Genomic DNA, 22,848 nt, shown 5'->3' with positions numbered 1-22,848 from the left:
CATCATCCCCTGCTTGCAACCAGTTAAGCTGTCATCGACACCAGTTTGTAGCTGAGTTCTTTGGCTTTTTTGGTTTTACCGGCACGTGAAGGCACGTGGCACAGGTTGCACACATAGTTTTGGTTTAAATCGTAGCTGTTCACGATGTATTGGCCGCCGCAGCAATGACAGACTTTCGTTGTCAGCATTTTGCTTTCAATAAAACGAACCAGTGTCCAGGCGCGTGTCAGTGACAAGACTGGATCATCTTGTTGTGCAGCATCCGGGTGTTGTACTTGCTGCATGTAGAGCGTATAGGCTTTGATAATGGCCTGAATACCGTCTACGCCAGCATAATCCACCATAAAGCGATAGATATTGTAGAAAATAGAGGAGTGAATGTTTGGCTGCCAGGTCAAAAACCAGTCGGTTGAGAATGGCAACATGCCTTTGGGTGGAGAAACCCCTTTCATCTCTTTGTACAGCTTGATCAAACGCTCACGTGACAAAGTAGTTTGAGACTCTAGCAATTGCAGGCGTGCGCCCAGCTCAATCATTTTCATTGCCAGTTGAATTTGTTCTGCTTCGTTAACTACACTCTTCTTTTGCATGATAACCCTCTTTTCTCTTTTTTATCGCCAGATGGAAATGTCTAGATTGTTGACTCTGCAGCCTGGGCAGACATCAATACTGCAGTATGCAGATGCGCTTGGGCCGGATCTTTGGAGTAGCTGGTCAACATGCCGAGGATTTCGCTGTCATCAAAACGGAAGCGAGTCAGCAACATATTGGTATTACAGAGTTTGAGTAACTGCAGGTTGGTCAGGCTTTCCAGCAAATCTGCGATTTCCTTATTAATACCAAGGCGAAAAATGGCAGTGGCTTTGTCAGCGCGGATCAGTTGTTGTGCCAACATCAGATAGTTCAGATTGGCATCCTTGATTTCAGCGAGTAAATCGTTTTGCATGTTCATGATCTTTTCTCCGTTTTTTTAGCGTTAATTTAAGTCCGCCTGAGCGTTAGGCGTACTTTGCGCGTAATCATGAATAGCAACAATCAGGGTTTGTCGGTTTCTTTTGTAAGACAGACGAAAACAGCCACGTAGGTGTTTGTCTTACAAACCCCTACGTGGCAATCACCATTTCTATAAATATCAATAACTTATGGCGTAAATTTTATGTTACATCACAACAATTTCAAGTCTATGTTGGCAGCATTGCTATCAATCCAATTCAATAAATAATTAAAGTTTTCTTGTTGTATTCCGTAAACAACTGTTTTTTGCGTGTTTAGTCTGCGTTTAAGGCCTTCATAAAAACTATTTGTGCTATCCCGGTTAACGACAGCACAAACTAAAACTTTAGGTCGCCTGCTCAAAAAAAGTTAATTATTTAATTAAGTATTTGTTTTATATAAATAAATAATTTTTAGTTTTGCACTTCTTAACAAGCAACAAGCCGCAACTGATAGAAAGCGGTCAATAAGCCCTTTTATTCCAACTATAAAAAAGCCTTTTTCTAGCCAATAATCACTCACAAGAAATACAACGTGTGTGTTGTATCCGGCAAACGAGAGAGTTTAGGACATGGCAGCTGAAGACAGCGATATGGAAAAAACCGAGGACGCGTCCCCCAAGCGATTGGAGAAGGCACGCGAAGACGGCGATGTTCCGCGCTCACGCGAACTGGCTGCGTGTGCGGTGCTGTTTACCACTGGCATGGCGATCATGATGCTAAGCCGCCCAATGGGCGAAGCCATGAAGAATGTATTAAGACAAGGCTTGAGCATAGACCACGCGATGGCATTTGAGCCGCAGTTGCTGATTGTGCATACGATGAAAGTGGTCGAGCAGGCGTTATGGGGATTTTTGCCGCTGGCGGTGATTATTGTGTCAGTGGCCGTCGCCTCGCCGATTCTGGTCGGTGGCTGGGTCGTATCACAAAAATCATTGGTGCCTAACTTTGGCAAGCTCAACCCAATGAAGGGCCTGGCCAACATGTTCTCCAAGAACTCATTGGTAGAACTACTCAAGTCAGTGGCCAAAACAATTTTGGTGGCCTCGGTGGGCTACACCATTGTGAAAAAAGATTTGCAGCCAATGCTGAGCTTGTCGCAGATGCCACTGGAAACCGGCATCAGCACCATCAGCGATTATATGGTGACCGGTTTTCTGACCATTGCATCTGCCCTGGTGTTAATTGCGGTGATTGATGTGCCCTACCAGCTTTATCAATATGCGCAAAAACACAAAATGACCAAACAGGAGCTAAAAGACGAAGCCAAAGAGTCTGAAGGTAGCCCTGAGATTAAAGGCCGTATCCGCCAGCAACAACGTGAGATGGCGCGTAGAAGAATGATGAGTAACGTACCGCAGGCAGATGTGGTGATCACTAACCCAACCCACTATGCGGTGGCGATACGTTATAAAGAAGGTGAAAACGGCGCACCGATTGTGGTGGCTAAAGGTGCAGATGTGATTGCGCTAAAAATTAGAGAAATTGCAGCGGAACATGAAGTGATGACACTGGAGTCACCCAAACTGGCCCGTGCCTTATATGCACATGCAGAACTTGAGCATGAAATTCCGCAAACACTTTATGCCGCCGTGGCTGAAATTCTGGCTTATGTGTTCCAGCTACGTGTGTTTAAACAGCATGGTGGCGTGCGCCCGGTGATGCCAGCCAATGTGCCCGTGCCAGATGCGCTGGATCCACATGCACTGACTGCTGCGCCAGCAAACGCGGCAGCGATCGAATAATTGCAGTTTTAGGAGCTTAAGATGAACAATTGGCAACAATGGATGGGGAAAATGGACGGACGAGCAATCGCCGCGCCACTCATTATTGTTTTGCTGCTGGCGATGATGATCCTGCCGTTACCGGCCATCATGCTCGATGTGTTCTTCACCTTTAATATTGCACTGTCTATTCTGGTCTTGATGATAGGCCTGCAAACCACCAAGCCACTGGACTTTATTGCTTTTCCTACCGTATTGCTGATGACCACCATGCTGCGCCTGGCGCTCAACGTGGCATCGACCCGAGTGGTATTAACAGAGGGCCATGCCGGCCCGGATGCCGCCGGTAAAGTGATTGAAGCCTTTGGCCACTTTTTGATCGGCGGCAACTACGCAGTCGGTATCGTGGTGTTTGTGATTCTCACCATTATTAACTTTACCGTCATCACCAAAGGTGCGGGCCGTATTGCTGAAGTGGGCGCCCGTTTTACCCTGGACGCAATGCCAGGTAAACAAATGGCGATTGATGCCGACTTGAACGCTGGCCTGATTGGTGAAGATGAAGCCCGTCGCCGCCGTAAAGAAGTTGGCCAGGAATCAGAGTTTTACGGCGCGATGGACGGTGCCAGTAAATATGTGCGTGGTGACGCCATTGCCGGTATTTTAATTATCATCATTAACATTGTCGGCGGCCTGATTGTGGGCATGGTGCAGCACGATTTAGCCTTTGATGAAGCGGTGAAAAACTACACCATGCTGGCGATTGGTGACGGCCTGGTGGCACAGATCCCTTCGCTGGTGATTTCAATCGCGGCCGGGGTGGTGGTTTCACGCGTGGCCAACAATGAAGACATTGGCGGCCAGCTGATTAGCCAACTGTTTGAAAACCCACGCGTCCTATCGGTGACCGCAGGCATTATTGGCGGCATCGGTTTGATTCCTGGTATGCCACACCTGGCTTTTTTAGGCTTGGGCGCATTACTGGGTGGCATTGCTTACAACGTGAAACAAAAGCAGGAAAAAGCCAAACAACAAGCCGTGCTTGAACCACAGCCAGAAGACAAACTGGCCCCAGCGAGTGAAGCAGAAGAAGCCACCTGGAATGACGTATTACCTGTTGACACCATTGGCCTCGAAGTCGGCTATAGATTGATTCCACTGGTAGATAAAGGCCAAGGCGGCGAACTACTCAAACGTATTAAAGGCATTCGCAAAAAGTTTGCGCAAGAAATCGGCTTTTTGGCCCCGACTGTACATATTCGCGACAACCTGACCCTGAAACCGAATGCGTATCGCATTACGATGAAGGGCGTCGAAATGGCAACGGGTGAATCTAACTACAGCCAGATGCTGGCGATTGACCCGGGCGCGGTCACTGGCGAACTAGACGGTGCCAAAACCACAGACCCAGCCTTTGGCTTGCCTGCCGTGTGGATTGAGCCAGACCGTAAAGAATATGCGCAAGGCCTGGGCTATACCGTGGTGGACGCCGGCACCGTGATTGCCACGCACCTTAACCATATTATTTCGCTGAATGCAGGCGAGCTGCTGGGCCGCCAAGAGGTACAGCAATTGCTGGATCACCTCGGTAAGGAATCCAGCAAGTTGATTGAAGAAATCGTGCCAAAAATGATTACGCTCTCCAGCCTGCAAAAAGTGTTGCAAAACCTGTTGAATGAAGGCGTGCATATTCGTGACATGCGTTCTATTTTGGAAACGCTGGCTGACCATGCACAATATACGCAGGACACCAATGACCTGACCTCTATGGTGCGCATCAAGTTAGGCCGCGCCATCGTGCAAGACTTGTTCCCCTACAGCAATGAAATCACCGCCATGACGCTGGATGGCCAATTAGAAAGACTGTTGCTGCAAGCCTTGCAGAATAACCAGTCTAACCAGAACGTGATTGAGCCCGGCATTGCCGAGAGATTGTCACAGCAGACAGAAGTCGCCGCCAGACAGCAAGAGCAAATGGGCCTGACGCCAGTATTGCTGGTGGCTGCCCCGCTACGCCAGGCGTTGTCCAGATTTTTAAGAAGAACCGTCCCGCATCTCAGAGTGTTATCACATGACGAGCTGCCAGATAACAAATCCATTCGTGTCACCAGTTTAATCGGAGCGCAATAATATGAATATCAGAAGATTTTTTGGCAAAAATGCACGCGAAGCTTTGGCGCAAGTCAAACAGGCATTAGGTGACGATGCCATTATTGTTGCGAACCGCAGCGTGAATGGCGGCACCGAAATCATGGCCATGCTGGAAACAGACATTGCCGCCGAAGCCGGTGCAACGACGACCGAGATGGGGATGGATCAATCTCGCAGCCTGCTCGACTTTGTCACGACAAAGGATCAGCCTCGCCAGGCATCGCCACAAGCGGCCATGCCTGCCGCCAGCGCGCAACATCACACGCCAGCAGCGGATGAGCCTGTCGCGCATGAAGGCGCGATTATGGACATGCTGAAACAGCATAGCGAGCAGCAAGGCCAAGCTTACCAGGTGGCGACACAAACGCTGGAAGACAAAATGATGGGCATGATGCAGGAAATGCGTCAGATGCGTAGCCATTTTGAAACCCAGATGAGCGCCATGACCTGGCAGCATCATTTGCAACATAGCCCTGCCAAGTCAAAAGTGCTGAGCACCCTGCTCTCTGCCAACTTTAGCGCATCGCTGTCACGTCAGATTGCCGAAAAAATGCCACAGCATATTGATGTGCACAAAGCACCGCTGTGGGCAAAAGAGGTGATTAGCCGCAACCTGCATACGCTGGATGACGAAGACGCGCTGCTCGACCGTGGCGGCATTTATGCGCTGGTTGGCCCGACCGGAGTAGGCAAAACCACCACCACGGCCAAACTGGCAGCGCGCTATGTGATGAAACATGGTACGCAAAACCTGGGGCTCATCACCACCGATAGCTACCGGATTGGTGGTTACGAACAACTGCGTATTTACGGCAAGATTTTAGGCGTGATGGTGCATGCGGTTAAAGACGAAGAAGATCTGAAAATTGCACTCAATGAGCTAAAAAACAAACACATGATTCTGGTAGACACCGTGGGTGTCAGCCAGCGTGACCAGGCCGTGACCGAGCAGTTGTCGATGTTAAGTCGTGCCGATTCACCAATACAGAAACTGTTGTGCCTGAATGCGACCTCGACTGGCGACACCTTGACCGACGTCATGCGCAGCTACAAAAAACACGATATTGCCGGTTGTATTGTCACCAAACTGGATGAAGCTGCTGCCATTGGTAATGTGCTGGATGTATTGATTCGCGAACGTATGCGTTTGTTCTACACGACGAGCGGCCAGCGCGTGCCAGAAGATATTGAAGTCGCTGATAAGCAAGCCTTGATCGAACGCGTGTTAACGCCGCATCAGGCCAGCTTGCCTTATCAATACCTGGATGAAGAGTTACCGCTGGTAATTTCTAGCATGATGCAAACAGCCAGCCAGGAGCAGCAGCATGTTTAATTACCGCGACCAAGCCGATGGCTTGCGCCGCATCATGGCCAAGACCTCTGCACGCATTATTAGTGTGATTGGCGCCAATGGCCAGCCTGCTACACCGTGGATGCGCAATCTGGCATTGAGTATGCTAGCGCCCGAGCAGCGTTTGTTGTTAATACACGCCAACCGCCAGCCTGCCATTGCACACTCTTTGCAGTCGATTGTGACGCACAATACGGCACTTAAACGCGCCATGGTCAAACATCCGCAAGGCTATGACCTGGCATGTTTGACCGAAAATGACCTGTTAACCTCGCCTTTATCTCAAGATTTAAAAGCGCAACTGGACGGTATAGTGAAACAACTTTCGTACGATTACGATACCGTCATGATTGAAGCACAGCTGGATACGCAAGACCATAGTTTGATCATGCCATTGATCGCCGAGCATGAGCTGGTGATTCAAATGGATAGAACTGAAGCTGCCATTAAAGCCGCCTATGTGACGATCAAGCACATTAGCCGCCAGCATGGTCAGATTCCGTTAGGTGTCGTTGTCACAGGGGCGAATAACGATCAAGGTCAACAATACTTTATGCGTTTGAACCAGGTATGCAAACAGTTTTTGGGCGTCACGCTGGACTTTATTGGGGCCATGCCGGCAGAAGAAGCCGCACCAGCCAAAGCCAGTACCGCGCGTAGCAAGCCAGAGGTTTCCAAGCCTGCACAGACGGCGTTGGCGTTTAAATCAGTGGCACATCGACTCGAAAAACAACGGATTACCACGCCATCACTGGCCGTTGCCTAAAGTAAAAGAGGAAAAACATGTATACCGCTAAAGGCAAGACTCAAAATACAGATCAGATGCTGAAACAGCATAGCGGCTTGGTCAAAAAAATGGCTTATCAATTAAAAGCCAAGCTGCCCTCCTGTGTCGAGCTCGATGACTTGGTACAAGCAGGCATGATAGGCCTGATGGATGCCATTCAGCGCTATGAGGATAACCACGGCGCGCAATTTGAAACCTACGCCTCACAGCGCGTGCGCGGTGCCATGCTGGATGAGTTGCGCGGTGCCGACTGGCTGCCACGTGGCATTCGCAAAAACATGCGTGATATCGAAGTGGCTGTGCAGCAACTGGAACAAAAGCTTAGCCGCCCGCCAACCGAGTCTGAAATTGCCAAGCACATGAACTTCACGCTCGAAGACTACTATGATGTCTTGAGCGATTGCCAGGGTCATCAGCTGATTTACTACGAAGACTTTCAGGATGACGATGGTGGCGAGCACTTTCTCGACCGTTATGTCGATGACGACACCAGTGATCCGGTCAAGTCTTTGCTAGAGAGTGATTTCCGCGAGGCGTTGATTGACTCGATTGATCACCTGCCTGAACGCGAAAAAATGCTGATGGGCTTGTACTACGAAAAAGAGCTTAACTTAAAAGAAATCGGCGCCATCATGAGTGTCTCCGAATCTCGTGTCTGCCAGCTGCATAGCCAGGCCGTAGCCCGTTTGCGCGCGTCTATGCGTGACAAGTCCTGGACCGGAGTGGCCTGATGGATTGGGGTAGTATCGCCGGGCTTGTCATTGCCCTCGCCGGGCTTGTATTTGGGCAAGTGATTGACGGTGGTCGTCTTAATTCTCTGATGCAACCGGCTGCGTTTGCGGTGGTGATTTTAGGCACCACGGGTGCCGTGTTGTTGCAAACCGAATTCAAGCTGTTTATAAGAGGCTTGCGCATGCTGCGCCTGGTGTTTGTACACCCGCAGGACGACAGAAAAAAACTCGCCATTAAAATCAATCAATGGAGCCTGCAGGCACGCAAAGAAAGCGTGTTGTCGCTGGAGAGCTACATCAAACGCGAGCAGGATCCGTTTGTACGCAAAGGGTTGCAATTGCTGGTTGACGGCACCCCTGCCGACCGCATTCGCGAAGTGTGTGCGATTGATATGTATTACTATGAGCTGCAAGAACGCGAAGCGGCCAAAATCTGGTCGGCTGCCGGTGGCTATGCACCAACCGTCGGCATTTTGGGCGCAGTATTGGGCCTGATCCACGTCATGGAAAACCTGTCGGACCCGGCTAAAATCGGTAGTGGCATTGCGGTGGCTTTTGTCGCCACCATTTACGGCGTAGCGTTAGCCAACCTGGTTTTTTTGCCGATTTCTAACAAATTAAAAGGCCATGTGCAGCACGAAATGTCCAGGCGCGAGATGTTGCTCAATGCCTGGGTGTCGATTGCCCGTGGCGATAACCCCAAACTGGTCACCGAGCGCCTTGAGTCGTACCTGCATTTGCGGGAGTCGTAATGTACAGGCGCCGCAAGCTGGATGAAGACGATGAAAGCCACGAACGCTGGTTGATTTCTTACGCCGACTTTATCACCCTGCTATTTGCATTTTTTGTGGTGATGTATGCCACCTCGACCATTAACCTGAATAAGTACCGTGTACTGTCAAGCTCGGTGGTGACGGCGTTTCAAGGCAAGCCTGGTGAGGTCGACGCACCAGAAGCGCAAACACAAGCCACCTTGCAAAACCAGAGCGCAGTGCTTAAACCGCTGCCATTAAGCTATTTGTATCAAGAGAAAAAGCTGCGCGACCAGGAAAAGGTACGTGCTATCGGCCAGCAAGTCGCTAATGCCCTCACGCCCTGGATTGATCAAAAGCTGATCACGGTGTATCAGTCTGACTTAGGCATTGAGGTCGACATTCAAAGCAGTCTGCTGTTTAACCACAACCAGACCACTTATACCGCGCAAGCGCTAGCCGTATTAAGCGCGCTAAGTGCACAACTTAAAAATGAATATCGCACCATACAGGTCGAAGGCCACAGCGATAAACAGCTATTTAGTGGCCAGGCCGATGCCGACACCAAACGCTGGGAATTAACCGCCGCGCAAGCCGCCCATATTGCTGCCAGCCTGGTGGCGCAAGGCATTGCCAGTAAACAATTGACCGCGATAGGCATGGCAGAGACCAAACCAGTTTCTAGTAGTGACAACGCGCTGGCGCAAGCGATGAATACCCGCATGACGATACGTGTGTTAACGGCTGAAAGCAGCGCGCAACAAACCAGCAATGTTGCCAACCGGCAAGAACTCGCCGCCGCAATCGCAGAGGCCGCGCCATCAATTGAGGCTGTACCTGCTGAGGCTGTACCCGCTACATTGCCAGCAGCAGCGTCCAGCGAAACCGCACCTTAAACCAGCGCGCCTTGCAACCAGTCGTTAAACTGCTCTATGGGCATGGGTTTGCCAAACAAAAAGCCTTGATAGCGACGGCAGCCATTATTCAATAACAGTTCCATCTGCTCTTGTGTTTCTACCCCTTCTGCAATCACGCTGAGGTACATGCTCTGTGCCATGGCAATAATGGTGCGCACAATCGTGCGATCGTGGCTATCGGTGACAATATCATTGACGAACGAACGGTCAATTTTGAGTTGATACAACGGTAGCTTTTTCAAATACTGCAACGATGAATAGCCAGTACCAAAGTCATCGAGCGAAAATTGAATGCCCAATTGGCTGAGTTCGGCCATGATGCGCACTGCATCATCCACATTTTCCAATAAAACGCTTTCGGTGAGCTCTAAACGCAAGGCATTCGGATTAATCTGATGGCGCTGAATACAGGCTTTGACCATGGCCACAAAATTGGCCTGGCAAAATTGGCGCGCACTGATATTGACGGATAAACTCAGTTCGCGGGTGTTTAATGATTGTTGCCACAATGCAATCTGTGCACAAGCCTGATCTAGCACCCACATACCGATTTCAATAATCAGGCCGCTGGTTTCGGCCACGGCGATAAATTGCAATGGCGAGATCAAGCCGCGTTCCGGATGCAGCCATCTTAACAAGACCTCTGCCCCAAATGGCCGACCGGTGTGATCCACCTGCACTTGGTAATGCAAGCGCAGCTGTTGTTGCACGATGGCTTCACGCAACTCAGTTTCAAGCATGACCTGTGTCGCAATTTCAGTCTGCATGCCTGGCTGATAGACGCAGGCATGATTGCGCCCGCCCTGCTTGGCTTTATGCATGGCAATATCAGCCGCTTTCACATAGTCGGTATCCCCTATGCTGATATCATTAAAGCTGCATAAACCCATGCTGGCCGTAATAGACAGCTTTTGGCTACCTATTTTAAACGGGCGCTCAAAGACTTTTTGCAGTTTACGCTGCGCGGACAATACCTGCTGCAAGGCTTTGTCCGAAGATGCGGCGAGGCCGGAAAGCAACACCAGAAACTCGTCGCCGCCCATACAGGCAATAAAGTGTGGCTCGGCGATTTTTTGCAAGCGTTCAGCAACTTGCTGCAACAAGCTATTGCCTGCTGCATGGCCATGCGCCTCATTAATCCATTTAAAATGATCGAGGTCGATATACACCACGCCCCTATGTTCACCTGTTGCAGGCTGCGCGCGCAATTGCTGCAACACCTCATATACCCTTTTGCGATTAGGCAAGCCAGTCACAGGTTCCAGGTAAGACAAGCTTTGAATCGACTCTTGTGACAAGTGCCTATCAATCACCAGGCTCATCAATTTAGTTGCTTGCTCGATCATGGACTGCTCAAGCGCACTTGGGGTTTGTGGCTGGCGATAATAGATCGCAAACGCCCCCAGCACCTCACCATCAGCGGTTAAAATAGGCTCAGACCAACCGGCCTGTACGCCCGAGGCCAATGCTGCCTCACGATGATTGCCCCAATAAGGATGCGTCATCACATTTTCAACGATCACCCGCTGCTTAATCGCGATGGCGGTTGCCAGCGAGCCATTGCCCGCCTCCAGATGCAGTTGGCGCAATGTTTGCAGCAATGCGTGCGGCAACGAGGGCGCAATCACCGTCTGCACCAGCTTGCCCAGGTTTTGCGTCAGCACCAGCGCGCAATACACCTCTTCGTGCATGGCCTCAATATCACGCACCATTTTTTCTAAAATCCTGACGGCATCTTGTTCTTTTAAGATTAACTCCAGAATTGAAAACTGGAAGCGCTCATAGGCAATCGCGCGTAACTTCTCTTGTTGAAACACCAGTAGAGCCTGTTGCTCATGTGTCGTCTCTCGTACCAGCAACAGGCTGCGTGGCTCGCCTGAGGCCAGGCTAAAATAATGCACACTGCATTCCAGCCAGCGGCACTGGCTATCATGGCAGGCAATCTGTATGGTACGCTGAGTGATTTCGGGCGAGGGCTGGGTGAGGATGGATTGAATCGGTGCATGTGTGATGCGTGGCAGGCAGGCCCACAAGTCACAGCCAGACTCAAGTGTATGACAGACCAGCACAGACTGGCAATTGCCAAGATGATCCGTCTCTGCTGCAATATAAAAACCGGAATCATCGACCAGCGCGCGCCATTGTTCAAAGGCGCGACTTAAGTCAGAACGAGCACTCAGGTCAATCGAAGTGCTCAAACTCGCTGTAGCCTCCAAACTGCATGAAGCGCTCAAGGGCTGACCTGCCAATGCCAATGCCAATGCATTGGGCTCGAGATTTACTATAGACATCGCATACTTTCACAACCGCAGTGCAAAATCTAACTGCCGACAACTAGGCACCCTCTGCCTGTCGGTTGTTAAGATGACACACCCCCGAAGAATTTTAGTTGGGAGTCAATACAACATGGATTGCTCCCTTTTATATTTACGATGATGTGTCAAAAAGCAAATTGGTGTCAAGACAAATTCACGCCCAGACAACGACATTAACAACTGTCATCGGCGACCGTCACATAGATGTGACAATAGGCGGTCAAAACCCCACTTTCCGGCGCCTTTTGTCACCAAAGGTGACAACATCCGCAGCAGGCTAAGTCTGAAAAAACGCGTGAACAGTCCCAATAGCAAGGCCACGGCAACGACCAATTCAAAAGTCATGACCAGGTTACAGCTGACTTCTGCAGGCAACAAATTAAACGGAAAAGCAAACTGCAAACCCGTTTTGACCGTGTTCAGAAAATCAGTCTGCGATTGATAATTGCCAACGAAATGTTGAATCAAGGGTGACTGCTTTTCCGGGATTGAAGTCGTATGGCTTATTCTTCAATCTCGAAAATACCTTACATAACAGCGCTAACTTTTTCTATTTTTTATAAAAACAGGCCAGCGAAGTATGATTAACAGCGCAAATACCAGGCTGTAAATCACTGGCTCAGTCACATCTTTTTTGACCAGCCACCAGAAATGCAGCAACACCAGCACGCCAATCACATAGACCAGTTTATGCAGGCTTTTCCAGCGTTGCTTGAGGGCTTTTATTGCACGCTGGTTAGACGTGGCGGCCAGCGGCAAGGTCAGCAACAAAGCGGCTGCCCCCACTAAGACATAAGGATGTTTGACGACATCTTTGACAATGTCAGCCCAATCAAACTGGTAGTCGAGCCAGAGATAAGTCGTCACATGCAGGCAGGCATAAGCAAACATCCACAACCCAAGCAAGCGACGGGCCGCGATCAGCCAAGCTTGTTGCGTGAGATAGCGCAGTGGCGTGATGCCAAGTGAGAGCAATAAAAACACCAGCGCCCATGTGCCCGTAGAACGTTCAATAAACTCGACCGGATTTGCGCCAAGCCCGTCAGTGAACCCCAGATAAATCAAGCGTGAGACAGGAATAAATGCCCCCAACCAGATCAAGACTTTCAGCCGTTGAATCAAGGTTTTTGCGGGTTGCGCAGCTACCCATTGCATCAGAGATTGCATCCTAGGCATGTTAGAAGTTTTTCTGTAAATCCATGCCTGCATATAACTGCCCTACTTCATCATAGCCATTAAACATTTTGGTTTTAATACGTCCGGCAAACAAACCAGACCCGATACGTTTTTCTGAGGACTGCGTCCAGCGCGGATGATCCACCGCCGGATTCACATTGGCATAAAAGCCATACTCACGCGCACTGGCTTTCATCCAGCTGGTATGCGGCATGTGTTCTACAAAACGGATTGTACTAATCGCCTTGGCACCTTTAAACCCATATTTCCATGGCACCACCAAACGCACAGGCGCACCATTCTGGTTAGGCAGCACCTTGCCATACAAGCCCACCGCCAGTATCGTCAATGGCTGCATGGCTTCATCCATGCGCAGCCCCTCAATATAAGGCCAATCCAGCACTGGCATACGGGCACCCGGCATATGACGCGGATCGTTGTAAGAGATAAACTCAATATATTTGGCATTTCCCGTTGGCTGCGCCCAATCAATCAGCGCCTTCAATGGCAACCCTACCCACGGAATCACCATAGACCAGCCCTCGACACAGCGCATGCGGTAAATACGCTCTTCTAGAGGGGCGAGTTTCATCAACTGCTCAATGCTGATGGTTTTGTTTTGCTTAACCGCGCCTTCAATCTTGATCGTCCACGGTGTGGGTTTAAACAACACCGCCTCTCGTGCCGGATCCTCCTTGCCAGTGCCAAACTCGTAATAATTGTTATAACTGGTCACATCCTCAAAGCTGGTCAGTTTCTCCTCTTTGCCATACGCAGTCTTTTGAAAGTCTAGCATTTGCGCTGCCTGCACCTGTGATGGCAACCATAGGCTGGCGGCAGCGGCACCTGCCGCTTTCAGCACCGTGCGGCGTTGCTCAAATATGGCTTGTGGCGTGATCTCAGAGGGCAAAATACCGCTAGGATTACGGCGATTGTTATCGAGTAGCATAGAGTTTCCAGTCAAGTGATGATGTATGCCTATTTGTCGCATATGACAGGAAAACCTTACAGGGGATTCCAGCGAAAAGGTAAATCTTTTGCAAGTTAAGCGTTAGGGACGATAAAGCTGACCTCCAAAAACACAAAAGGCGCACCAGGCGCCTTTTGACAGAGCTTAATTCGTAATCTAGTTAAGCACGTTTGCGTTGAACTAAAGAAATGACCGCCAGGCCTGCCAGCAAAAAGCCTAAGGTATCTGGTTCAGGCACCACGCTGTTGCTCACAGTCGCCTCGGTATTAAGGCCTAATGCAATAGAGCCCAGACCAGCAGGCACTTCATTTTTCACAATCAGTGCCAGCGAATTGAATTCGCCAGAGATTGCTGCAAAGGTATAGCTCAGGTATGTCATGCCGGTACCGCTGGTGCTCGTCCAGGTCCAATCACCAACATCCACACCATTGACCAGCACATCCCAATCCACTGACGCGCCTTGTGACAATACATTCTGAGTGATATTCAACTCCAGGTCCAAACTCGTTGCGCCAAACAGGCCTGACCCGCTAAACGTTTCACTCACTTGATCACCATGTGAAACAGACCAGAAATAGCCGATATCTGTTGCAGACAGAGCACCGACAGAACTCACCACATTGGAACTGTAGCTTGGGAAATTAAAGTTGTATGTGGCAGCCTGTGCCATGCCTGTACCTGCCAGCATGCATGCAGACAACGCCGCGCCTACCATGCTTTTCATAGCGATCGCTTTGATTGCGATTGATTTCATTGAAAGTCTCCCCTGATATATATGCATTAATTAAATTGATGTGGGCGCAATGCTAGAGCATTTTAATGACGATGTCGAGTGACACGCAGACTAGTGCATATCAGCTATTTTTTATAAGAAATATGCTGAAATAACGACTTTGATTTTTGTGCCTAAATTATTTCGCTTTCGCCAGCAACGCATCCAATTCAGCATCTTTCAACTTGGCCGCGATCGTTTCAGCTTGTTGAATCAATTGGTTTGCGGCGGTTACATCGCCTTGCGCGCGTTTGTTTTCTGCCCAGTAAATGGCAGTTTTGGCTTCGTAGAATTCACCGCCATTGTCATGCGCGTACTCCATCAGGCGCTGATAGGTTTTGTCGGCACTGACGTAATCCTTTTTCTCAGAAAATAACTTGCCAAGTGTCAGGCTGGCGTCTGCATACTGGTCAGGTGTACCTGACTTGCGCAGCATCATGACGCCTTTGAGCTGATATTCAATCGCTTTGTCAGCTTGCTGCAGTTGCTGGTAAGCCATGGCTTCATGGATGCAACTATCCGCGCGCTCGTCGTCATTCATGGCGAGTTTTTCGCCTGCTTCAAACGCTTTGAGCGCATTTTCATATTGACCGATGTCAAAATAGGCTTCGCCGATCAGGTTATGTGCAACGCGTGTGTAACGGCGCATGTTTTGCTGCTCGCTAAACTTGAGCGCTTGCTGGTAGCTTTCTAGCGCAGCGTCATGCACTTTGGCTTCAAGCTGGGCATTGCCTAACAACATATGGGCAGAGATCAAGTCCAAGCCTTCCGGTTTCAAGCTAATGGCCTGCTTAAAGCTTTGCTGCGCGGCGGCATTTTGCGCTAAACCAGACTGTGCACGCCCCTTACACAACCAGAACTCAGCCTGATTGGCGTGTTTGTCAGCCACCTGTATCGCTTGTGTATATTGGCGGTTGCGCACAGCTGCATCACAAGTCTCCAATGCCGCATCTTTAGCCATAGACTCATTAATAATCAATAAATTAATCGCAACTATTAAAGTAATTTTTAAATTCATTTTAAAATAAATCCGGTTGGGTTGATGGAGCTTGTAGCGATGATTGCACGGTTTCCTGGGTCGCCACAGGTGTTTGTTTGGATGATTGCAGCATGGCGATCAACGCCGACTCGTCCAGCACGGGAACATTGAGCTGTTGTGCTTTTTCAAGCTTGCTACCCGCCTCTGCACCCGCCACAACATAGCTGGTTTTGGCTGACACGCTACCGCTGACTTTACCACCCACAGCTTCAATCATGGCTTGTGCCTGGTCGCGCTTGAGGGTGGGCAGCGTGCCAGTGAGCACAAAAGTTTTTCCGGCAAAAGCGGCAGATGCGGTGGTAATCTCTATGTCGGCCCAATGCACACCCAGCTTACGCATGGCAGCAATTACCTCACGGTTATGCGGCTCCTGAAAAAACTGATAGGCTGCCTCAGCCACAATCGGCCCCACATCATTCACTTGCATCAACGCCTCAACCTCGGCGCCCATCAAGGCGTCTAAATGCCCAAAATGCTGCGCCAGTTCTTTAGCCGTGGCTTCACCGACATTGCGGATGCCTAGCGCATAAATAAAACGTGGCAGCGTAGCCTGCTTGCTTTTACTAATGGCGGCCAGCACATTCTGCGCAGACTTTTCGGCCATGCGCTCCAGCCCACACAAGTCGGGCAAGCTTAGTTTATAAATATCATCCAGGTGATGTACCAGATCACGCTCAACCAGTTGATCCACCAGCTTTTCACCCAGGCCTTCAATATCCATGGCGCGGCGGGAGGCAAAATGCGTAATCGCCTGTTTGCGCTGCGCCGGGCAAATCAGGCCGCCCGTACAACGCGCCACGGCTTCGTCTTGTGGCCGCACCACATGCGAGCCGCACTCGGGGCAGGACAACGGCATGACAAACACGCGAGCATCTGCCGGACGTAATTCAGGCTTGGCCGATACCACCTCCGGGATCACATCCCCTGCCCGCCTCACAATCACAGTATCACCGATGTGAATATCTTTGCGTCGCAACTCGTCCTCGTTATGCAAGGTGGCATTAGTCACGGTGACGCCGCCGACAAATACCGGTTTCAGACGTGCCACTGGTGTAATAGCGCCAGTTCGGCCCACTTGCACCGTAATGTCTTCTACCACGGTGACAGCTTCTTCGGCGGGGAATTTATGTGCAATGGCCCAGCGTGGCGCCCGTGACACGAAGCCAAGCGCATCTTGCAGCGCAAAAATATTCACCTTATACACCACGCCATCAATATCAAACGGCAAGCGGCTACGCTTTTCGCCTATCTCGGCATAATAATCGCGCAAGCCCTGTGCGCCTGTTTTAACGCCACGTAGCGCAGACACCGGAAAGCGTAAATCGGCCAGGTATTGCATGGCCTCAGCATGCGAATGCAGCTCGGGCGCACCATCACTGGCTCCCAGGCCATAGGCAAAGAAATGCAGCGGCCGCTTGGCGGTGATTGTTGAGTCTAGCTGGCGTAGGCTACCGGCCGCCGCATTACGCGGGTTGGCAAACAACTTGGCACCAGCCGCAGTTTGTTGCTGATTAAGCTTTTCAAAGTCTTTTTTAAGCATCAACACTTCACCGCGCACTTCAAGTAATGCCGGCGGCTGGGCAATACTCAAGCGGCTGGGAATCGCGCGGATGGTTTTCAGGTTGTGTGTGACATTTTCGCCGGTATAGCCATCGCCACGGGTCGCCCCTTGTACAAACACACCGTGTTCATAAGTCAGGGTAATCGCCAGGCCGTCGAATTTAGGCTCAACGGCATAGTCCACTTGCGAGACGTCGGCGCCTTCACGCACGCGGCGATCAAAAGCATCTATTTCTTCGTCACTAAACGCATTATTAAGCGACAGCATGGCTTGGCGATGCTGCACGCTGTCAAACGCAGACAAAGCCAGACCGCCGACACGCTGGCTTGGGGAGTCTGCGGTAATCAGTTCAGGATATTGTTGCTCGAGATCAAGCAACTGACGGTATAAGCCATCGTACTCACTATCACTCACCAGCGGCGCATCAAGCACATAGTAGTGATAGTCGTACTCGGCAATGCGTTGCTTAAGCTGTTGTAAAAGCAGCGCAGCTTCTGGAGCAGACATAAGATCAGGAGAACAGGCGTTTAGCGTGGCTACTGCCCGGCGTGATGCCTTGCGCCGCCATGGCATTAGAGATATTTTTTAATTGCTGACGGATTTTATCCAGTTGCGCATCACCGATAGCCTTGCGGTTGACATCAATCATGCTCCCACTCAAGCTGCTTGCCATGTTTGCTGCAATATCAACCATGTGGTCAAACACTTGCAAGCTGTTAGGCGTGGTCGGAATATCCAGTTGAAAGGTGACACCAGTCATCACCGCTGTTTTCAGCATCTCGGCCGAAAACGGTTTACCTTCATAGTTACGCACAGAAAACGCAAGCTGGCCGTCTGTGTTAAATAGCTCAAAACGGCCATCCGCACTCAGTTGCATGCCGCAAGCCTCAGCCAGCCCACGCAACTTGGTCGCATGAAACATGCCCTGGTTTGCCAGCACATGAAACTCAACCGCTTTATCAACCTCAATACAAAATCCATCAATCGACTGTGCCTGCTCAGAAGGCTCATAGCCACCTTGCCAGCCTACAGTTAAGCCCAGCGCACGCGCAAGGGTCTCCATCGACTTTTGAAACCGTTTCAGTGTGTCTTCATCAACCGGGCCACCACGGTCAGCCAATTGCAAACTACAGGCAACCTGGCTGGCTGGTGTTTGGTCTTGCATCGCTTTGGCATCCAGCGCCAGCACATCTTGCCAATCGCCGCTGGTTGAGCTTTGCGCCCACAAGGTCGCATGTTGCTGAAACGTTCTGACTTCTGCTTGCATGTCTTCCAACTCTGCCAGCATCACGCCTAGCGGCGCATCAATCAAGCCTATCCAATCCATACAAGAATTCACCGCCACCGGCAGTGCTGGCTCTTCAATCTGCACAGGGTGGGCAAAAGCGGCCTCATCTTCGTCTGCTGCCAGCGCTTGGGCAAAGTCTAATGCTGGCGGTTCAAAAGCAGGGGCTTGGTCAATGTCATCAAAAGATTGTGCTACCGGGGCGGTTGGCTCTGGCCTGGCAAACATCGCTGGTTCAACCTTTTGGCGCTCAACTTTTGGCGGTTCAACGTTTACAGGCTCAGCCTTGGCTTGAGTCACTTTCGCAGCCACAGATGCTGGCGCTTGACTGGCTGGTTTATTTAAATTGAGGCCATTTTTATCGAAGGTCGCCGTGGTCGCCGCATTAATTTTCGCTTTAGCAGATTCACCCAGCGTAAAATCGGGCTCAACCTTACTGGCCTGACTGATCGTTGATTGGCGCACGCGTGGCTCAGACATCCAGCCTTCGACGTCTTCTGACACCGTATTTTTTTCAGTGCTGGCTTTTTTCAGCGGCTCTTTTTTAGCAGCATCCGTGTTGGGAGAATCGCTCGCTTTGGCAGCCGCAGACTCAGTTTCCAGCACATCACCGCGGGTATGGCTAAAACGATACTCAACGTCTCTGCGATATTTTTTCTCCTGCCACCAGTTAAAAACAACCACTGCCAGAACGATGCTGACCCCAAGCAACACCAATATCATCCACAAATCAGACATGTGACCTTACAATCCTTAATAACGCTTGCATAATAATACAGCAAAACTGGCATTAAGCCGCATGCATGCGTATCGCCTCGTCGATATCGACATCCACAATACGCGACACGCCCGACTCTTGCATCGTGACGCCAATTAACTGTTGAGACATCTCCATGGTAATTTTGTTGTGCGACACAAACAGAAACTGGGTTTTTTCTGACATCACGCGCACCAGCTGGCAAAAACGCTCAGTATTGCTGTCATCCAGCGGCGCATCCACTTCATCCATCAGGCAAAATGGCGCCGGATTTAATCTAAACAAGGCAAACACCAGTGCCATTGCTGTCAGTGCTTTTTCACCACCGGAGAGCAACTGTATCGTGGTGTTTTTTTTGCCTGGCGGCTGCGCAAAGACCTGCACGCCGGTATCCAGAATCTCATCCCCCAGCAACTCGAGCTTGGCATTACCGCCATTAAACAAGGTTTGAAACAACTCACCAAAATTGCGGTTGGCCTCATCAAACGTTGCCCGTAGCTTGCCACGCGTTTCGCGGTCTATTTTCTGGATCGCCTCTTCCAGCGTCTCACTCGCAGTGAGTAAATCGTTAAGTTGGCTATCCAGATAGCCTTTACGCTCTTTTTCAACCGACAATTCTTCAATCGCCGCCATATTGACCGCGCCTAATTGCTGTATCTGTTGCTGCAATTTTTGTGTCGTTTGCGCTAGCGCCTCTACTTGACTATCCATATTGAGGCCATGCTGTATCAAGGCATCATCCAGCCCGGTCTCTGCCAGCGCTGACTGACACTGCTCAACCTGCAAACGGCACGCTTGCTGCTTGAGGCGTCGCTGCTCAACCGCATCCCTGAGTGGATGCAGTTGTTGCTCAATCTGCAAGCGGTGGCGCTCTTGTGCCTGCAAGGTGTTTTCTTGCTCAGCGACTTGATGACGCACTTGCGCCAGCGCTTGCTCGCAGTCGTGCTGCCGCGTCAACGCATGCGCCAGATTCGCTTTGAGCGCCTCCATATTGCTAATCGCCAGCGCCTGCTCGGTCTCGACCAGGTGATGCTGTAAATTTTGAGTCTCTTGCTCGTTATTGGTTAAGCGCTGCTGTAAATCGCTAACGGCATTATTGAGTAACGTATGCTCAAACACTTGTGACTGATGCGCTTTTTCGGCTTGTTGTACGGTGTCGCGCAAATTGAAATAAGCTTGTTCGGCTTGTTGTTTTTGCGCCTGCGTGTCGCGCGCCGTTTGCTCCAAGCCTGCAAATTGCGATTGATGGCCCGCCATACTGGCTTGTGCTTGGGCGATTTCTGCATTTAAACCCGCTTGGCGACTTTCAGCCTGTGCAACATCTTGCTGTAACGCCTCTTGGCGACGCAACGCATTGTCATGCGCTTGTTGTAGGCGTGATACCTGCATTTGCGCCTCATGCATGCTACCGGTAAATTGTTTAATCTGCTGGTGAGCTTGCTGTTGTTGCTGACGTACGGTTTGCAAACCGGCCTCCAGCGATTGCACTTGCTGCTGTGCGGCGTTAACCTCTTGCTGTAAGTCACTTAAACCAGCGTGTAAGTGATCCAATTGCTGTTGCCGCTCGAGCACACCTTGCATTTGATTTTGACGGCCGTAAAAAACGGCGCTATAACGCTGGTAAACATCACCCGTTTGGGTCAGCAAACTCACACCCGCTGGCAAGTGCACCTGATAATGCGAAAGCTGCTGCACATCCTCCAGCACATAAACCCCGGCCAGCCAGTGCTGCAAAGCAGCGGCCGCTTCTGCTTGTTTAATCGTCAACAAACTATACAGGCTAGGCAAGCCATGCCATTGTGCTGGCAAGGTCTCGGTAGCTACCGCGGCCTGGGCGACGGCTAAAGCGGCCTGCGGATGCGGCAATTGCGACCAGTCAGCCAGGTTTTCGGGCAACAAAGCATTTAACTTGTGGCCAAGAAACACTTCTAAAGCCGGTTGCCACTGGCTATCCACCTGTATGGCTTGCCACAAGCGCGGTGCCGATTGCATGCCTGTTTTTTGCAGCCACGGCCCTAATTGCTGATCTTGCTTGATGCTTTGCTGCAACTTGTGCAGCGACTGAATTTCAGCCTCTAACTGATGCAAAGCCCGTTGCGCCTGCTGCCAGCGAGTGCGCGCCTGCTGTAAAGCTTGTTGCTGCGTGCTTTCCTCTGCCCGATGCTGCGTCAGTTGCAGCTCTTCGTGCTGCATAGCTGCCTGTTGCTCAACAAGCTGTTGCTGATACGCGCCCAATGCCTGCATGTCTGGCAATGCCCACTGCCGCAGCTCGTTTTGCAATTGCTGCAAGCGCTGTGCGACCTCGGCCAGATTGCGCTCAATAAAATTGATATTGTTTTGTTCCAGCTGCATGTGCTGGCGGCTTTGCTGGACAGCAAATTGCGCTTGATTGGCGGCTTGCTGGATGGCCTGCAATTGGCTAGCCTGCTCAGGCAAGCCTTGCTGCATGGTTTGTAACTGCAGCGCATGCTGCGCAACCGCACTTTCAGCGCTGCCCAACGCGGTGGTTTTTTCTGCCAATTGTGTTTTTAACTGCTGCTGTTGCTGGGCTCTATGCTCCATCTGCCGCAACAACTGATGCTGTTCTTGCAACAAACGATCGCGCCCCTCTTCAGACTGCTTCACCTGTAAACCAAGGGTAGAAACCTGGGCGTTTGCCTCGTAAAATGCCGCCTGTGCCGTATGCAACTGGCTAGAGGTTTGCTGATGTTGCTGCCGTGACTGCTCAAGTTGCAACTCGTGATGACGTAAACTCGCCATTTGTGCTTCCAGCGCATTCACCGCCTGCTCAACGGCTTGCGAAGCAGCCTCATGCTCGAGCACAGCATCACGTTTACGCAGCCACCAGCATTGCGCGTCGGCTAATTTATGTGCTTGCTGCAGCGCATGAAACTGTTGCGTGACCACGGCTTGCGCTTCCAGCTTAATAATGTGCTTGTTCATTTCACGCGAAATATCTTCTACCCGCTCAAGATTTTCGCGCGTATCGCGCAGCCGTAGCTCGGTCTCGCGCCTGCGTTCTTTATATTTGCTGATGCCGGCCGCTTCTTCCAGAAACACGCGCAACTCTTCCGGCCTTGCCTCTACAATACGTGAAATGGTGTTTTGGCCGATAATGGCATAGGCGCGGCCACCCAAACCGGTGCCCAAAAATAAATCTGCCACATCGCGGCGGCGCACAGCCATATTATTGATGTAATAAGTCGAGCCCTTGTCGCGCTCAATCACCCGCTTCACGGCAATTTCGGCGTACTGGCTCCACTCGCCATTCGCGCCGCCCAGGCTGTTATCAAAAATCAGCTCAACACTGGCACGTGAGATCGGTTTGCGATTGGCAGAGCCGTTAAAAATAACGGCATCCATGGCGTCGGCACGCATTTCCTTGGCGGATGACTCCCCCAGCACCCAACGCACCGATTCCATGACATTCGATTTGCCACAGCCATTAGGCCCAACCACGCCCACACGTTGCCCATGCAGGTGTATGGTGGTCGGATCAACAAAAGACTTGAACCCCGCAAGTTTTAAATGTGTCAGACGCAAAGTAAGAAAAACGCTTATAAGAATT

18 protein-coding genes are annotated in these 22,848 nt (G+C 50.7%); 7 read left to right on the top strand and 11 right to left on the bottom strand.

Translation table 11 applies throughout. The annotated features are described in order from the left end of the window. Positions 1-23: 23 nt before the first annotated feature. Together flhC and flhD are read right to left on the bottom strand one after the other, a co-directional pair. Positions 24-590, bottom strand: a complete 567-nt coding sequence (gene flhC / locus METH5_RS0113140; RefSeq protein ID WP_029148944.1) for a flagellar transcriptional regulator FlhC — start codon at positions 588-590, stop codon at positions 24-26. Between the two features lie 41 nt (positions 591-631). Then, positions 632-952 (bottom strand): flagellar transcriptional regulator FlhD, encoded by a 321-nt coding sequence (gene flhD / locus METH5_RS0113135; protein WP_029148943.1) that lies wholly within the window; start codon positions 950-952, stop codon positions 632-634. A gap of 612 nt (positions 953-1,564) precedes the next feature. Here flhD and flhB point away from each other — a divergent pair. From flhB to METH5_RS0113100, 7 genes are read left to right on the top strand one after another with little or no spacing between them, the layout of a single operon-like run. Further along, complete coding sequence (gene flhB / locus METH5_RS0113130) at positions 1,565-2,737, top strand: flagellar biosynthesis protein FlhB (RefSeq protein WP_029148942.1); 1,173 nt, start codon at positions 1,565-1,567, stop codon at positions 2,735-2,737. 21 nt (positions 2,738-2,758) lie between these two features. Then, positions 2,759-4,846 (top strand): flagellar biosynthesis protein FlhA, encoded by a 2,088-nt coding sequence (flhA, locus tag METH5_RS0113125; RefSeq protein ID WP_029148941.1) that lies wholly within the window; start codon positions 2,759-2,761, stop codon positions 4,844-4,846. A gap of 1 nt (position 4,847) precedes the next feature. Further along, positions 4,848-6,200, top strand: a complete 1,353-nt coding sequence (gene flhF / locus METH5_RS0113120) for a flagellar biosynthesis protein FlhF (RefSeq protein ID WP_029148940.1) — start codon at positions 4,848-4,850, stop codon at positions 6,198-6,200. After that, entirely contained in the window at positions 6,193-6,984 is a 792-nt protein-coding gene (locus METH5_RS0113115; RefSeq protein ID WP_029148939.1) for a hypothetical protein, read from the top strand. The genes flhF and METH5_RS0113115 overlap by 8 nt, the downstream gene beginning before the upstream one ends. A gap of 17 nt (positions 6,985-7,001) precedes the next feature. Then, positions 7,002-7,736, top strand: coding sequence for an RNA polymerase sigma factor FliA (locus tag METH5_RS0113110; protein ID WP_029148938.1), 735 nt, complete (start codon positions 7,002-7,004; stop codon positions 7,734-7,736). Then, the gene (locus METH5_RS0113105; RefSeq protein ID WP_029148937.1) at positions 7,736-8,488 is read left to right on the top strand and encodes a flagellar motor protein; all 753 of its coding nucleotides are present in this window, start codon (positions 7,736-7,738) and stop codon (positions 8,486-8,488) included. The genes METH5_RS0113110 and METH5_RS0113105 overlap by 1 nt, the downstream gene beginning before the upstream one ends. After that, a complete protein-coding gene (locus METH5_RS0113100; RefSeq protein ID WP_029148936.1) occupies positions 8,488-9,384 on the top strand; it encodes a flagellar motor protein MotB in 897 nt (298 codons plus the stop codon). The genes METH5_RS0113105 and METH5_RS0113100 overlap by 1 nt, the downstream gene beginning before the upstream one ends. Here METH5_RS0113100 and METH5_RS0113095 read toward each other — a convergent pair. The 9 genes from METH5_RS0113095 to smc form a co-directional block, all read right to left on the bottom strand. Further along, on the bottom strand, positions 9,381-11,696 hold the full coding sequence (locus tag METH5_RS0113095; protein WP_029148935.1) for a bifunctional diguanylate cyclase/phosphodiesterase: 2,316 nt from the start codon (positions 11,694-11,696) through the stop codon (positions 9,381-9,383). The genes METH5_RS0113100 and METH5_RS0113095 overlap by 4 nt on opposite strands. A gap of 207 nt (positions 11,697-11,903) precedes the next feature. After that, positions 11,904-12,188, bottom strand: coding sequence for a DoxX family protein (locus tag METH5_RS15550; protein ID WP_029148934.1), 285 nt, complete (start codon positions 12,186-12,188; stop codon positions 11,904-11,906). Positions 12,189-12,260: 72 nt separating this feature from the next. Continuing rightward, positions 12,261-12,875, bottom strand: coding sequence for a sulfite oxidase heme-binding subunit YedZ (locus METH5_RS0113085; RefSeq protein WP_036308299.1), 615 nt, complete (start codon positions 12,873-12,875; stop codon positions 12,261-12,263). A 22-nt stretch (positions 12,876-12,897) separates the two neighbouring features. Then, positions 12,898-13,845: a protein-methionine-sulfoxide reductase catalytic subunit MsrP gene (gene msrP, locus METH5_RS0113080; protein ID WP_029148932.1), complete on the bottom strand. Its 948-nt coding sequence runs from the start codon at positions 13,843-13,845 to the stop codon at positions 12,898-12,900. A 181-nt stretch (positions 13,846-14,026) separates the two neighbouring features. Next, complete coding sequence (locus METH5_RS0113075; protein ID WP_232411046.1) at positions 14,027-14,620, bottom strand: PEP-CTERM sorting domain-containing protein; 594 nt, start codon at positions 14,618-14,620, stop codon at positions 14,027-14,029. A gap of 157 nt (positions 14,621-14,777) precedes the next feature. Next, positions 14,778-15,599, bottom strand: coding sequence for a hypothetical protein (locus METH5_RS0113070; protein WP_029148930.1), 822 nt, complete (start codon positions 15,597-15,599; stop codon positions 14,778-14,780). A 58-nt stretch (positions 15,600-15,657) separates the two neighbouring features. Beyond that, the gene (gene ligA, locus METH5_RS0113065; RefSeq protein ID WP_029148929.1) at positions 15,658-17,745 is read right to left on the bottom strand and encodes an NAD-dependent DNA ligase LigA; all 2,088 of its coding nucleotides are present in this window, start codon (positions 17,743-17,745) and stop codon (positions 15,658-15,660) included. A 4-nt stretch (positions 17,746-17,749) separates the two neighbouring features. Beyond that, a complete protein-coding gene (locus tag METH5_RS0113060) occupies positions 17,750-19,261 on the bottom strand; it encodes a cell division protein ZipA C-terminal FtsZ-binding domain-containing protein (RefSeq protein WP_029148928.1) in 1,512 nt (503 codons plus the stop codon). 52 nt (positions 19,262-19,313) lie between these two features. Beyond that, entirely contained in the window at positions 19,314-22,823 is a 3,510-nt protein-coding gene (gene smc / locus METH5_RS0113055) for a chromosome segregation protein SMC (protein WP_029148927.1), read from the bottom strand. Positions 22,824-22,848 lie beyond the last annotated feature (25 nt).

Origin of the sequence: Methylophilus sp. 5 (assembly GCF_000515275.1) — a bacterium.
Classification (GTDB): Bacteria; Pseudomonadota; Gammaproteobacteria; order Burkholderiales; family Methylophilaceae; genus Methylophilus.
This window is presented reverse-complemented; position numbering and strand designations above follow the sequence as displayed.